This is a genomic window from Methylobacterium sp., from assembly GCF_028290105.1.
Lineage (GTDB): Bacteria > Pseudomonadota > Alphaproteobacteria > Rhizobiales > Beijerinckiaceae > Methylobacterium.
Map to the genome: position 1 here is coordinate 1 of NZ_JAQGKL010000088.1, position 12,176 is coordinate 12,176.

At 68.8% G+C, this 12,176-nt stretch carries 15 protein-coding genes; 10 read left to right on the plus strand and 5 right to left on the minus strand.

The annotated features are described in order from the left end of the window. A partial coding sequence (gene mutY / locus JWQ05_RS06935; RefSeq protein WP_299656582.1) for an A/G-specific adenine glycosylase occupies nucleotides 1–1,125 on the minus strand: 1,125 nt, incomplete at its 3' end. 159 nt (nucleotides 1,126–1,284) lie between these two features. Between mutY and JWQ05_RS06940 the strand changes: the two genes are divergently transcribed. The 9 genes from JWQ05_RS06940 (at nucleotide 1,285) to JWQ05_RS06980 (ending at nucleotide 7,433) form a co-directional block, all read left to right on the plus strand. Then, nucleotides 1,285–1,770: a DciA family protein gene (locus tag JWQ05_RS06940; RefSeq protein ID WP_299656585.1), complete on the plus strand. Its 486-nt coding sequence runs from the start codon at nucleotides 1,285–1,287 to the stop codon at nucleotides 1,768–1,770. Nucleotides 1,771–1,860: 90 nt separating this feature from the next. Beyond that, nucleotides 1,861–2,514 (plus strand): thioredoxin domain-containing protein, encoded by a 654-nt coding sequence (locus JWQ05_RS06945; protein WP_299656588.1) that lies wholly within the window; start codon nucleotides 1,861–1,863, stop codon nucleotides 2,512–2,514. 202 nt (nucleotides 2,515–2,716) lie between these two features. After that, nucleotides 2,717–3,091, plus strand: a complete 375-nt coding sequence (locus tag JWQ05_RS06950; protein WP_299656591.1) for an AtpZ/AtpI family protein — start codon at nucleotides 2,717–2,719, stop codon at nucleotides 3,089–3,091. 150 nt (nucleotides 3,092–3,241) lie between these two features. Next, a complete protein-coding gene (locus tag JWQ05_RS06955) occupies nucleotides 3,242–3,997 on the plus strand; it encodes a F0F1 ATP synthase subunit A (RefSeq protein WP_299656594.1) in 756 nt (251 codons plus the stop codon). Nucleotides 3,998–4,109: 112 nt separating this feature from the next. Next, nucleotides 4,110–4,337, plus strand: coding sequence for a F0F1 ATP synthase subunit C (locus JWQ05_RS06960; protein ID WP_018044493.1), 228 nt, complete (start codon nucleotides 4,110–4,112; stop codon nucleotides 4,335–4,337). Between the two features lie 123 nt (nucleotides 4,338–4,460). Then, entirely contained in the window at nucleotides 4,461–5,024 is a 564-nt protein-coding gene (locus JWQ05_RS06965; RefSeq protein WP_299656617.1) for a F0F1 ATP synthase subunit B', read from the plus strand. 92 nt (nucleotides 5,025–5,116) lie between these two features. Further along, on the plus strand, nucleotides 5,117–5,602 hold the full coding sequence (locus JWQ05_RS06970; RefSeq protein ID WP_299656745.1) for an ATP F0F1 synthase subunit B: 486 nt from the start codon (nucleotides 5,117–5,119) through the stop codon (nucleotides 5,600–5,602). Between the two features lie 131 nt (nucleotides 5,603–5,733). Next, nucleotides 5,734–6,675 (plus strand): ABC transporter ATP-binding protein, encoded by a 942-nt coding sequence (locus JWQ05_RS06975; protein WP_299656620.1) that lies wholly within the window; start codon nucleotides 5,734–5,736, stop codon nucleotides 6,673–6,675. Next, nucleotides 6,672–7,433 (plus strand): ABC transporter permease, encoded by a 762-nt coding sequence (locus tag JWQ05_RS06980; protein WP_299656623.1) that lies wholly within the window; start codon nucleotides 6,672–6,674, stop codon nucleotides 7,431–7,433. Before JWQ05_RS06975 ends, JWQ05_RS06980 begins: the two co-directional genes overlap by 4 nt. A gap of 18 nt (nucleotides 7,434–7,451) precedes the next feature. On the opposite strand, the gene JWQ05_RS06985 is transcribed toward JWQ05_RS06980, so the two are convergent. Next, nucleotides 7,452–8,216 (minus strand): alpha/beta fold hydrolase, encoded by a 765-nt coding sequence (locus JWQ05_RS06985; RefSeq protein WP_299656626.1) that lies wholly within the window; start codon nucleotides 8,214–8,216, stop codon nucleotides 7,452–7,454. Between the two features lie 151 nt (nucleotides 8,217–8,367). Next, nucleotides 8,368–9,639: an outer membrane beta-barrel protein gene (locus JWQ05_RS06990; RefSeq protein ID WP_299656629.1), complete on the minus strand. Its 1,272-nt coding sequence runs from the start codon at nucleotides 9,637–9,639 to the stop codon at nucleotides 8,368–8,370. Nucleotides 9,640–9,949: 310 nt separating this feature from the next. Between JWQ05_RS06990 and JWQ05_RS06995 the strand changes: the two genes are divergently transcribed. Then, nucleotides 9,950–10,780 carry an FkbM family methyltransferase gene (locus tag JWQ05_RS06995; protein WP_299656632.1) on the plus strand — a complete coding sequence of 277 codons (831 nt, stop codon included), beginning with the start codon at nucleotides 9,950–9,952 and terminating at the stop codon, nucleotides 10,778–10,780. Here the strand turns inward: JWQ05_RS06995 and JWQ05_RS07000 are convergent. Continuing rightward, complete coding sequence (locus tag JWQ05_RS07000) at nucleotides 10,775–11,308, minus strand: MAPEG family protein (protein WP_299656635.1); 534 nt, start codon at nucleotides 11,306–11,308, stop codon at nucleotides 10,775–10,777. The genes JWQ05_RS06995 and JWQ05_RS07000 overlap by 6 nt on opposite strands. A 27-nt stretch (nucleotides 11,309–11,335) precedes the next feature. Continuing rightward, the gene (gene sfsA, locus JWQ05_RS07005; RefSeq protein ID WP_299656638.1) at nucleotides 11,336–12,043 is read right to left on the minus strand and encodes a DNA/RNA nuclease SfsA; all 708 of its coding nucleotides are present in this window, start codon (nucleotides 12,041–12,043) and stop codon (nucleotides 11,336–11,338) included. Nucleotides 12,044–12,176: the final 133 nt, after the last annotated feature.

The window sequence follows — 12,176 nt, forward strand, 5'->3', positions numbered from 1 at the left end:
CGGCGTGTCGGCCACCATCCGCATCGCCTTCGGCCGGCCGGGCTTTTCCGCTTTCACCGGCTCGGGCTTCGGGTCGAAGGCGTGGGCCAGCACCTTCTTCATCAGCCCGGGCAATGGCTCCTCGTCCAGATCCCGCCGGGGCGTGAAGCGCATGCCGGCGGGCGCCTGCGTGCTGAGCGCGACGCGGGCGCAGAACACGGTCAGTTCCAGCGGGAAATGCGTGAAGCCGTGGCGCACCAGCCCCGGCAGCCGCTTCCAGCGCGCATCGAGCGGCGCGTCGAGGAGCGCCTGGGCGGGATCGTAATCCGGCGCCCAGGGACTCATCGGCGGCTCGGCCATGGCGCCGAGGAGGCCCTCCGCCGGGCGCGTGCGCAGCAGGATCGCCTCGTCGCCGCTGCGGATCGCCACGAAGGCGGCACCCCGGCGCAAGGTCCCCTTCACCTTCTTGACCTTGCGCGGAAAGGTCTCCTGGAGGCCCAGCGCCCGGGCCCGGCACGGCGCCATCCAGGGGCAGAGGGCGCAGGCCGGGCGCTTCGGGGTGCAGATGGTGGCGCCCAGATCCATCACGGCCTGGGCGAAGTCGCCGGGGCGCCGATCCGGCACCAGCGCCTGCGTCACCGTGCGGATCTCGGGGCGGGCCGCCGGCAGCGCCGTCTCGATGGCGAAGAGCCGGGTCATCACCCGCTCGACATTGCCGTCCACCGCCGCCTCCGCGCGGTCGAAGGCGATGGCCGCCACGGCGCCCGCCGTGTAGGCGCCGATCCCCGGCAGCTTGCGCAGGGCCGCCGCCGTGTCGGGGAACGCCCCGGCCGCCGCCACCGCCTTGGCGCAGGCGTGCAGGTTGCGGGCACGGGAATAGTAGCCGAGCCCGGCCCAGGCCGACATCACCGCCTCCTCGGGGGCGTCCGCCAGGGCGTCGATGGTGGGGAAGCGCTCCAGGAACTTCTGGAAGTACGGTTTGACCGCCGCGATCGTGGTCTGCTGCAGCATCACCTCCGAGAGCCAGACGCGGTACGGGTCCGGCGTCTGCCCGGGCAGCGCCCGCCACGGCAGGACGCGGCGATGCCGGTCGTACCAGATGAGCAGGTCCGCGGCGTCGGGAACGTGAGGTGTGGCGTGGGACACGGGCACCGGCGCGTGGTGGGGATTTCCGTCCATAGCCCCCCGGCCCGACGCTTCAAAGCGCGCCATGCGCGCGCCCGCTTCGGCAGCCCGGAACGGCGTGCTAACCATTGCGGGCGATACCGGAGCCTCGGACGTCGCACCGAAAGGGAATCCTTGCGCATGGCGCGTGTCAAACCCCTCGCGGAACTGCTGGAGGGCTGCATCGGCCCGGCCTTCGCGGCGCAGGGGTTCGCCTCCACCGACATCCTGGCCGCCTGGCCCGAGATCGTCGGCGAGCGCCTGTCCCGCTACTGCCAGCCCTCGAAGCTCGAATGGCCGCGCCGGCGCCGGCGCGAAGAGGAGGGCCGGCCCGACCCCGGCACCCTCGTGGTCCGGGTCGAGGGCGTGTTCGCCCTCGAACTGCAGCACCTCGCGCCGGTGGTGATCCAGCGCATCAACGCCCATTACGGCTGGGCCTGCGTCGGCAAGATCGTGATGCGCCAGGGCCGGGTCGACCGGATCGGGCGCCGGCCCCCGCCCCCGGTGATCGACCCCGTCCGCCGCGGCGAAGTGGCGCTCGCCGTCCAGGTGATCGAGCACGACGCCCTGCGCGACGCCCTCGATCGCCTCGGCACGGCGATCGTCGCGACGACGCACAAGCGCTAGTCGGCGCCTCGCGCGCCTTGTCAGGAGGCCTGCAGGATTCTACCGCATCCCGAACCGTATTCTGGTCCGCGAGCGGAGCCCGTCCCGATCATGATCACCCGACGCGATGCCCTGAAAGCCACCGGCCTTGCCGCCGGGGCGGCGATCCTCCTGCCCCGGTTCAGCCTGCCGGCGATGGCCGAGGACGCCAACCTCTCGACCCTGATGGAGCCCGGCCCGCTCGGCGACGTCTGGCTGGGTCCAAAGGACGCCAAGGTCACGATCATCGAGTACGCCTCGATGACCTGCTCGCACTGCGCGGCCTTCCACAAGTTCACCTGGCCGGCGCTGAAAGAGCGCTACATCGACACCGGCAAGGTGCGCTTCACCCTGCGCGAGTTCCCCCTCGATCCGCTGGCCACCGCCGCCTTCATGCTGGCGCGCTGCGACGGCGACGCGAAGTACTACCCCATCACCGACCTGCTCTTCGACCAGCAGCAGGCCTGGGCCTACGTGCAGAAGCCGCAATCGCCGGTGGACGCCATGGAGCAGATGCTGCGCCAGGCCGGCTTCTCGAAGGAGAAGTTCGAGGCCTGCCTCAAGGACCAGAAGCTCTACGGCGCCGTGAACACGGTCAAGCAGAAGGGCATGGACACCTTCAAGGTCGATTCGACGCCGACCTTCTTCATCAACGGCGAGCGCTTCAAGGGCGAGATGACCATCGAGGGCATGGAGAAGGTGATCAAGCCGATCCTGGGCGCCTGACCGGCCCCGGACCGTATCGTCCCCCGGTTGCAAGAAGACCTCGGGCGCGGATCGGGAAAACGCCGATTTCCTGAGATCTGACAGGGTCTTAACCCGTGTTTGCGGCGCCTTGACACTCAAGGTGGGCGAAACTAAGGTGCGCCCCGCTTGAAGGAGGCGTTCCGACCGGTTCCCTCCGCTCTCGCCAATGTGAGTTCTCGCTGTGAGCGGCAACGAAACGGGCGACGAAGGCGGGGACGGGCGGAAGAAAGCACTGGACGCGGACCTCTCCCAGAGGCTCAAACGTCTTGAGACGCAGATCGAGCGGAAGCGGCCCAGCGCCACTCCCGATCCTTCCACGCGTCCCGGCCCCGCGGCCGGGCCTTCTCCTCTCGGCCAGGCGATGCGGCTCTCGACCGAGTTCATCGCAGGCGTCCTCGCCGGGGGCATTCTCGGTTGGATGTTCGATCATTACCTCGGGACGAAACCCTGGGGTCTGATCGTCCTGCTGATGCTGGGCTTCGCGACCGGCGTCTACAACGTCATGCGCGCCTCGGGGGCACTTCCCAGGGCGCCGACGAAGGAGCGGGACCGCTAGCGGTGCCGCCAGGGCAGCGCCGCTTGCGGTTCGCCCGAAGTTCAAGGATGCCGCTCGCGCGGCTGGACCGAGTTCAAGAATGCCGCTCGCGCGGCACCGGTGGTGGCGGGCCGTCAGGCCGGCCGAAGATTCAGAAGGGCGGGAACGGCAATGGCCGTAAAGATGGATCCGATCCACCAGTTCGAGCTCAAGCCGCTGGTCTCCTTCGGACATATCGGCAACCAGGAGATCGCGTTCACGCAGTCGTCCCTGTACATGTTCGCCGCCGTCGGGATCATCGCGCTGATCACCGTGGTGGCCACCGCCCGCCGCTCGGTGGTGCCCGGCCGCATGCAGTCGATGGCCGAGATCTTCTACGAGTTCATCGGCTCGACCCTGCGCCAGTCCGCCGGCCACGGCTCCGAGCGGTTCATGCCGCTGATCTTCTCGCTCTTCATGTTCGTGCTCGTGCTGAACATGCTCGGCATGATCCCCTATGCCTTCGCGGTGACCAGCCACATCATCGTCACCTTCGCGCTGGCCTTCCTCGTGATCGGCACCGTGATCGTGTACGGCTTCATGGCCCACGGCACGAAGTTCCTGAAGGTGTTCGTGCCCTCGGGCGTGCCCGGGTGGCTCCTGCCGATGATCGTCGCCATCGAGATCGTGTCGTTCATCTCGCGCCCGATCAGCCTCGCGGTGCGTCTGTTCGCCAACGTCCTTGCGGGCCACATCGCCCTCAAGATCTTCGCGGGCTTCGTGCCGGCGCTGCTCGCCGCGGGCGCCTGGGGTGCGATCTCGCCCCTGCCGCTGGCGCTCAGCGTCGCCGTCACGGCCCTCGAATTCCTCGTGGCCGGTCTCCAGGCCTACGTCTTCGCCACGCTCGCCTCGATCTACCTGAGCGACGCGCTGCATCCCGGCCACTAGGCCGGGTCCATCTTGGCCGAGCGGCCGAGACGAACCCCTTCCGTCCCCGGTCCGCGCTCGCGGCCCGGATTTCTCTCCACGCAACGACCGAACCGACTTCAGGAGCAATTTGATGGATCCCTTAGCTGCCAAGTACATCGGTGCCGGCCTCGCCTGTCTCGGCATGGCGGGCGCCGCCATCGGCCTCGGCAACCTCTTCGGCCAGTTCTATGCCGGCGCGCTCCGCAACCCGTCGGCCGCCGATGGCCAGCGCGGCAACCTGCTCCTCGGCTTCGCCCTGACCGAAGCTCTGGGCATCTTCTCGCTGCTCGTCGCCCTGCTGCTCCTGTTCGCCGTCTAAGACCTCGGTCTTTCGAGACGTCGAACCGCTACCGGACCGGGCGCCGCCTCCCCTCGCGGGATGGCCTGAGGCGTCCGGTTCCGACTTCCCAATTCACGCGCCCGATCTTACGCGAAGGACGTCATGGCTCAGCCGGCCCATTCGACCGCAACGCATGAAGGCTTCGCCGCGACGCCGGCCGCCGAGCATGGCGGCGGCTTCCCGCCCTTCGAGAGCCACACCTTCGCGTCCCAGCTGATCTGGCTCGCGCTCGCCTTCGGGCTGCTCTACTACCTGATGGACAAGATCGCTCTGCCGCGCATCCAGGCCATCCTGCACGACCGCGCCGTGCGCCTGTCGAGCGATCTCGACGAGGCCCAGCGCCTGAAGGCCGAGGCGGATACCGCCGGAGCGGCCTACGAGAAATCCCTGAGCGATGCGCAGGCGAAGGCCCAGGCCATCGCGCTGGAGACCCGCACGGCCCTGACCCAGGAAGCCGAAACCAAGCGCAAGGCGCTGGAAGCCGAGCTGAACGCGCGGATCGCTGCGTCCGAGGCCACCCTGCGCACCCGCACCGCGGAAGCCATGGGCAACGTCCGCGGTATCGCGGGCGAGACCGCCGCCGCCATCGTCGAGCGCCTGACTGGCCGCAGCCCCGACGAGGCCGCTCTCGCCAAGGCCCTCGACAGCGTCGCGCTGCCGCACTGAGGCGGGACGCGAGACCGACACTGACCGGCATGCCCGAGGTTTGAAAACCTCGGGATCCGCGCCGAACGCATCGATTTGGGACGACGAGCATGTTGTTGGAAGCCGAATTCTGGGTCGCAGTCGCCTTCGTGCTGTTCATGGCCGTGGTCTGGAAGGTCGGCGGCTTCAACCAGATCACCAAGGGCCTGGATGGCCGCGCCAAGCGCGTGCGGAACGAACTCGACGAGGCCCGCCGCCTGCGCGAGGAAGCCGCCGGCGTGCTCGCCGACTACAAGAAGCGCCGCTCCGAGGCCGAGCGTGAGGCCGAGGCCATCGTGGCCTCAGCCCGCCAGGAGGCGCAGCGCATCGCCGACGAGGGCCATGCCCGCCTGAACGACTTCATCGCCCGCCGCACCAAGTCCGCCGAGACCAAGATCGCCCAGGCCGAAGTCCAGGCCACCGCGCAGGTCCGCGCCGCCGCCGCCGATGCCGCCGTCAAGGTCTCCGAGGTGATCCTGCGCGAGCGCATGCAGGGCGAGGCCGCCGAAGGTCTCGTCCGCCAGAGCCTCGGCGAGGTCCGGACCCGCCTGCGCGCCTGAGACCTTTCGTCTTCGAGTGCTTGAGAAAGCCGCCGCGAGGCGGCTTTTTCGTTTTCAGGGCCGATCGATCGCCAACGGCATGCTATAGCGCCGGCCCGATCGCGCCGGCGCCACGCCGCAGCGGAGTTTCGATGCAGCCGATCATCTCGATCCAGAACCTGTCCAAGGTCTATGCCTCCGGCCTGAAGGCCCTCGACGGCATCAGCCTCGACATCGCCGAGGGCGAGATCTTCGCCCTCCTCGGCCCGAACGGCGCCGGCAAGACCACGCTGATCAGCATCGTCTGCGGCATCGTCACGGCGAGCGCCGGCCGCATCCTGGCGGGCGGACACGACATTGCCGTCGAGTATCGCAAGGCTCGCCGCCTGATCGGCCTGGTGCCGCAGGAATTGACCACCGACGCCTTCGAGACGGTCTGGGCGACGACGAGCTTCAGCCGGGGGCTCTATGGCCTGAAGCCCGACCCGGCGCATATCGAGCGGGTATTGCGTGACCTCTCCCTGTGGGAGAAGCGCGACTCCCGGATCATGACCCTGTCGGGGGGCATGAAGCGGCGGGTCTTGATCGCCAAGGCGCTCAGCCATGAGCCGCGCATCCTGTTCCTCGACGAGCCCACCGCCGGCGTCGACGTGGAACTGCGCCGGGACATGTGGCGCCTCGTGCGTTCCCTGCGCGACAAGGGCGTCACCATCATCCTCACCACGCATTACATCGACGAGGCCGAGGAGATGGCCGACCGCATCGGCGTGATCCGCAAGGGTCAGATCATCCTGGTCGAGGAAAAGGCAGAGCTGATGCGTAAGCTCGGCAAGAAGCAGATGACGCTGAATCTGCAAGAACCGCTGATTGCCCTGCCCCCGTCGCTGGCGCGGCACGACCTCATCCTCAAGCCCGGTGGCCAGGACCTCGTTTACACCTACGACACCAAGACCCGCGACACCGAGGGCGAGCGCACCGGCATCACCGCCCTGCTGGCCGACCTCGCGGAGGCCGGCATCCGCTTCCGAGACCTCCAGACCAGCCAATCGTCGCTCGAAGAGATCTTCGTCGACCTCGTGAAGGAACGCGCATGAACTGGTACGCGGTCCGCGCCATCTACGGCTTCGAGATGGCGCGCTTCTGGCGCACGGCCCTGCAGAGCATCGTCGCCCCGGTCATCGCCACCTCCCTCTACTTCGTGGTCTTCGGGGCGGCCATCGGTTCCCGGGTCGCCTCCGTGGACGGGGTCGCCTACGGCGCCTTCATCGTGCCCGGCCTGATGATGCTGTCGCTTCTGACGCAGAGCATCGCCAACGCCTCGTTCGGCATCTACTTCCCGCGCTTTGCCGGCACGATCTACGAGATCCTCTCGGCCCCCGTCTCGCCGCTGGAGATCGTGCTCGGCTATGTCGGGGCTGCGGCCTCGAAGTCGATCCTGATCGGCCTGATCATCCTCGCCACCGCCGCGCTGTTCGTGCCGCTGCGCATCGAGCACCCCTTCGTGATGGTGCTGTTCCTGCTGCTGACGGCCGTCACCTTCAGCCTGTTCGGCTTCCTGATCGGGCTTTGGGCGGACGGGTTCGAGAAGCTGCAACTGGTGCCGCTGCTCGTCGTCACCCCGCTGACCTTCCTCGGGGGCAGCTTCTACGCCATCGAGATGCTGCCGCCGTTCTGGCGGGCGGTCAGTCTCGCCAACCCGGTCGTCTACCTGATCAGCGGGTTCCGCTGGGCCTTCTTCGGCACCTCGGATGTCGGCGTCGGGATCAGCTTCGCCATGGCGCTGGTCTTCCTCGCCCTGTGCCTCGCCGGGGTGACCTGGATCTTTCGCACCGGCTATCGCCTCAAGAGCTGAAGCGTCGGCGGCGACCGATCAGGGACGCTTGGCCAAAAACTCCAGCACGCCGGTGCGGTGCCCGCGATCGCCCACGGCGGTGCTGTGGTCACGGTTCTGCAGCTCCAGCGCGGTGGCATTCGGCATCAGGGCGGCCAGGGCCGGCCCGGAGCCCGAGACCGTGTCGAGGGTGCCGGTGGTGACGAGGGTCGGCACCTCGATCTGCGCCACTTCGGCCCGCGACAGGGCCTGGCGCGAGCCGCGCATGCAGGCGGCCAGCGCCCGCAGGTCGCTCTTCGTCTGCTCGGCGAAGGTCCGGAAGGCGGCCGCCGTCGGGTTCGGGGCCGGGGCGCCGGGCTCCGCCTCCAGGGCCTCGGCGATGCCGTCCGGCAGGCCCCTGCCCTCCACGAGGTGCAGGCCGAGCCCGCCGAGCAGCACCGAGCGCACCCGCTCCGGCGCGTCGAGCGCCAGGAAGGCGGAGATGCGCGCGCCCATCGAGTAGCCCATCACGTCGGCCCGGCCAATCCCGAGATGGTCGAGGAGGCGGCGCGCGTCCTGCGCCATGATGTCGGAGCCGTAGGCCTCCGGGTCGTAGAGCTTCCGGCTTTCGCCGTGGCCCCGGTTGTCGAACGCGATCGCCCGGTAGCCGGCCTGGGTCAGGGTGCGGACCCAGAGGGTGTTGACCCAGTTCACCGCGTGGTTCGAGGCGAAGCCGTGGATCAGCAGGACCGGATCGCCGGAGCCGCCCACCGCCGGCACGTCGATATACGCGATGGCGACGCCGTCGGAATCGAAGGTCTGCATGGGCTCGGGCCTTATCGGTCGGGGCATTGTGCCCGTCTCCTTGGACCGTGGGAGACGCGGACGGAAGTCCCGCCGTGACGCTTGGGCACAAATGAAAGCGGCGGCGGGTCGCCCCGCCGCCGCTTTCATCGAGCCGGATCGGTCGATCGGATCAGAAGGTGATGCCGGTCTCGATCATGTAGCGCTCCTGCGAGGTCTTCAGGCCGTTGCGGCCGAAGCCGGTGCCGACGATGCCGCCGAAGGTGCTGATGTCGTAGAGTTGCACGGTCGAGAACTCGCCGCGGAGGAAGTAGCGGTCGAAGGTGAAGGTCGGCGTCACCGTGAAGGAGAAGGCCGAGCTGCCGGCGCCATAGAGGACGGACGATTGTCCGAAGGGATTGCCGCGATTTCCGCTCTGGGTGATGTACTCGACGCGGCCGGCGAGGGCGAAGTTGTCGGTGAAGGCGTAGCTGGCGAGGAGCGCGCCGCCGAAGGTCTCGGCGCCCGCGAGGCCGAGCACGGCGTTCCGCTCGACGTTGGTGTACTGGATGTACGGGGTCAGGATCCACGGGCCGTCGGCGTAGGTGTAGTTCGCGCTGATGATGCTGCTGTTCTGCAGCGTTGCGGGCGTGGCGAACTGGAAGCGGAGGCCGCGCGAGGTGGTGCTGTCGAAGTTGGTGTAGCTGGAGAAGTGCGTGCCGCCGTTGATGCCGATCGTGTTGGCCGGATCGATCTTGTAGGTGATCGCGCCCGTGACCCAGTTGATCTCGCCGGAATAGAAACCGTCCGTGGCGGCGAACGACGCGGCCCACGGGCCGTCGGAGTAGTTCACCTGAACGCCCTGGTTGATCACATTCTCTTGGTTGAAGAGGAGGCCGCGCGAGATGTTCAGGTTCTGGAAGGTGAAGGGCAGCTCGGAGCCGATCAGCGTCGGCATGCGGCCGCCCTGGATCGACCAATTGTCGTTGATCACGTACTTGCCGAACACGATCGGAACCGGCGAGTAGAGCAGGTCGGTCTGGTCGAAGGCGCTGTAGACCGGGGCGCCGAGGCCCGGGATCGTGTAGGCGCCGAAGGCGGCGTAGAACTGGAACGGACCGTCGGCCTTCTGGATGAAGCCCATCAGGTTCGAGATGTCGGCGCGGGCGGCGCGGTCACCGGACACGCCGGGCGGCGCGAAGGCGGCCGGGAACTGGTTGGATTGGGTGTAGAAGTATCCGCTCACCGCGCCGCCGACATAGATGTCGCCGAGGCCACCGATGGTCAGGCAGGCCGGGTTCGGGTTCTGCTTGATGAACCCGCCATAGGCCGGGAAGGTGATCTCCGCCTTGCAGGACGCCGGGACCGGGGCCGGTGCGACCGGTGCCTTCAGATCGGCGGCATAGGCACACACCGAAGAGAGCAGCACGGCCGTGAGGGCGAGGAGCGGGCGCTTGAGGGTCATTTCGGAACTCTGCGAAGGATTCGGCGTTACGCCTAAGCTCTCAAAGGTTCCGCGTTGCGGCAAAGCTATCCTTTGTGCATCCGCCTACATTTCGGGCAGACGGACCCCGTGCGAGGTGCTTTGGGTCTCGGTGTTGCCACAAAGGGACAGGTCGCGCGGTCGCTCGACCGGAACAAGCGGCAAACATCCGAGCTGAAGCGACCCGAGGGTTGTGCTGTCACACGCCCCGCCTGGCGTCCGATCCTGTGAAATCGGCTGCAGCGGCGCTCGTGCTTGCCCACGCGCCCGCGTGCTGGCATCAGCAGGCGCGATGAAAGACACCCAACCTTACGGCACCTACGCGCCCACCGGCCTCGTCGCCCGCATCGCCGAGCGCACGGGCCGCCTGTCCTACGGAAGCTGGGGCGGACGGCGGCTCTCGCTCTTCCTGCGGCGCATCGCCATCGGCCTGCTGCGCGGCGCGCCCCTCGACGTGGAGCGCTACGGCGCCCGCATGCGGCTCTACCCCTACAACAACAATTGCGAGAAGAAGGTGCTCTTCACGCCGCAATTCTTCGATCCGGAGGAGCGCGATCTTCTCCGGGCGAAGCTCGCGCCCGGCTGCACCTTCCTCGACATCGGCGCGAACATTGGCGCCTACGCGCTGTTCGTGGCGGCCTTCGCCGGTCCGCGCGCGCGCATCCTCGCCATCGAGCCGCAGCCCGACGTGTTCGACCGCCTGACCTACAACATCGCCCAGAACCCGTTCGGGACGGTCAAGGCCCTGGCCTGCGCGGTGGCGGACAAGGCGGGCGAGCTCACGCTGTTCGTCGACCCGCGCAACCGCGGCGAATCGAGCCTGAAGATCGTCGGCACCAACGAGGGCGCGCAGATCCGCGTGCCCGCGGTGACGCTCCTCGATCTCGCCCGCAGCGAGGGCATCGCCCATATCGACGCGATGAAGCTCGACGTGGAGGGGGCCGAGGACCTGATCCTGGAGCCGTTCCTGCGCGCGGCCCCGGCCTCGCTGCGCCCGAAGCTCCTGATCGTCGAGAACGGTACGGACCAGTGGCAGATCGACCTGCCCGCCCTGCTCGAGCAGAACGGCTACCGACAGACCGCCCGCACTCGCCTCAACCTCATCTTCGAGCGGACCTCATGACAGGCCGGCGACCGCCGCGATGATCAGGACGGCGAGGGACGGGTAGAACGTCAGTCCGAACCCGATGGCTCTCGCGGCGGCGCCGCGTTCGTAGCCGAGCCAGAACAGCAGCCGCCCGGCACAGAACAGCGCCGCCAGCACCGGCACCAGAACCGCGTAGGCGTCGAGGGTGACCGCCACGAGGAGGTGCGCGAAGACCGCGAGCGCCGCCTGTTCTCCGGTATTCGCGAGAAGGGCCCGGGCGATGCGGACGCGCGGTCCGGATGTCGAGGCGGTCCCGGCGCCGATATCGGCGGGCGAGGCGAAGCGCAGTCGGGCGACGTTGGCGATCGCCGCCGCGAACCAGGCCACGACCAGGACGTCGACGCGCAGGGCGAAGGCGACTCGCTCCCCCGCACTCGCCGCCGGGTTCGCGGGGCCGGCGAGCCCGAAGGCGAGGCTCAACGCGGCGGCTCCGACCAGCGCCGCGATCCCGGCTCCGCGCGCCACGCCGCGCTGCTCGGCGCGGAAATCCTCGTGGTCGTCCATCGCAGGCCCTCCGGCGGGGCCGGAAGCCTACGCCACGGGGATCGCGTCGGCCACCGTGATGCCGCTGGGATCGATCCGGCAGCGATGGGCGTGCACGGCGACGCCCGCCGCGCGGGCGCCCTGGAAGGCCCGGTCGAAGGCGGGGTCGAGGTCGCGGGCGGCGACGAACCGGTTCGCCCACATCTGCACGACGATGATGACCATGGCCCGCCCGCCCGCCGCCACGACCGCCGCGAGGTCTTCCATGTGGCGCGCGCTCCGGGCGGCGACGCAATCCGGAAACTCGGCGAGGCCGGCTTGGCGCATGAGGTGGCAGTTCTTGACCTCCACGTGGCAGGGCGCCATGCCCTCTCCGCTGGCGAGGAAGTCCACCCGGCTCGCCCGGCCGTAGCGGACCTCGGGGCGCAGGTTCGTGTAGCCGGCGAGCGCCGGCAGGGCACCCTCGGCGAAGGCTTCCGCCACCAGGGAATTCGGGCGCAGGGTGTTGATGCCGACCCATTGCGGGCCACCGGGCAAATCCGCCTCGACCAGTTCCCAGGAATAGCCGAGCTTGCGCGCCGGGTTGGTGGATCGTGAGAGCAGGGCGCGGGCGCCGGGCGCCAGCAGGCCCAGCATCGCGCCCGGATTGGCGCAATGCGCGGTGACGAGCGACCCGTCCGCCAGCTCCATGTCGGCGAGGAAGCGCTTGTAGCGGCGTACGAGGCGCGCCTCGATCAGGGGCGCGGGAAAGCGCATTGTCGGCTCCGAAAGGCGGGGAAAGTCCGGTTCCTGGCCTCCGGCGGGAGGGAATCGGACACGCATGAGGCAGGCGGGCTGGTCAGTGCCCACCGGATGCGACAGAATTCGGCAACGCGCCCGGGGTCTCTCC

Coding starts and splice junctions, on each gene's coding strand:
- JWQ05_RS06940 (WP_299656585.1), top strand. CDS start 1,285: ATGGCGCGTGTCAAACCCCTCGCGGAACTGCTGGAGGGCTGCATCGGC.
- JWQ05_RS06945 (WP_299656588.1), top strand. CDS start 1,861: ATGATCACCCGACGCGATGCCCTGAAAGCCACCGGCCTTGCCGCCGGG.
- JWQ05_RS06955 (WP_299656594.1), top strand. CDS start 3,242: ATGGCCGTAAAGATGGATCCGATCCACCAGTTCGAGCTCAAGCCGCTG.
- JWQ05_RS06960 (WP_018044493.1), top strand. CDS start 4,110: ATGGATCCCTTAGCTGCCAAGTACATCGGTGCCGGCCTCGCCTGTCTC.
- JWQ05_RS06965 (WP_299656617.1), top strand. CDS start 4,461: ATGGCTCAGCCGGCCCATTCGACCGCAACGCATGAAGGCTTCGCCGCG.
- JWQ05_RS06975 (WP_299656620.1), top strand. CDS start 5,734: ATGCAGCCGATCATCTCGATCCAGAACCTGTCCAAGGTCTATGCCTCC.
- JWQ05_RS06980 (WP_299656623.1), top strand. CDS start 6,672: ATGAACTGGTACGCGGTCCGCGCCATCTACGGCTTCGAGATGGCGCGC.
- JWQ05_RS06985 (WP_299656626.1), bottom strand. CDS start 8,216: ATGCAGACCTTCGATTCCGACGGCGTCGCCATCGCGTATATCGACGTG.
- JWQ05_RS06990 (WP_299656629.1), bottom strand. CDS start 9,639: ATGACCCTCAAGCGCCCGCTCCTCGCCCTCACGGCCGTGCTGCTCTCT.
- JWQ05_RS06995 (WP_299656632.1), top strand. CDS start 9,950: ATGAAAGACACCCAACCTTACGGCACCTACGCGCCCACCGGCCTCGTC.
- JWQ05_RS07000 (WP_299656635.1), bottom strand. CDS start 11,308: ATGGACGACCACGAGGATTTCCGCGCCGAGCAGCGCGGCGTGGCGCGC.
- sfsA (WP_299656638.1), bottom strand. CDS start 12,043: ATGCGCTTTCCCGCGCCCCTGATCGAGGCGCGCCTCGTACGCCGCTAC.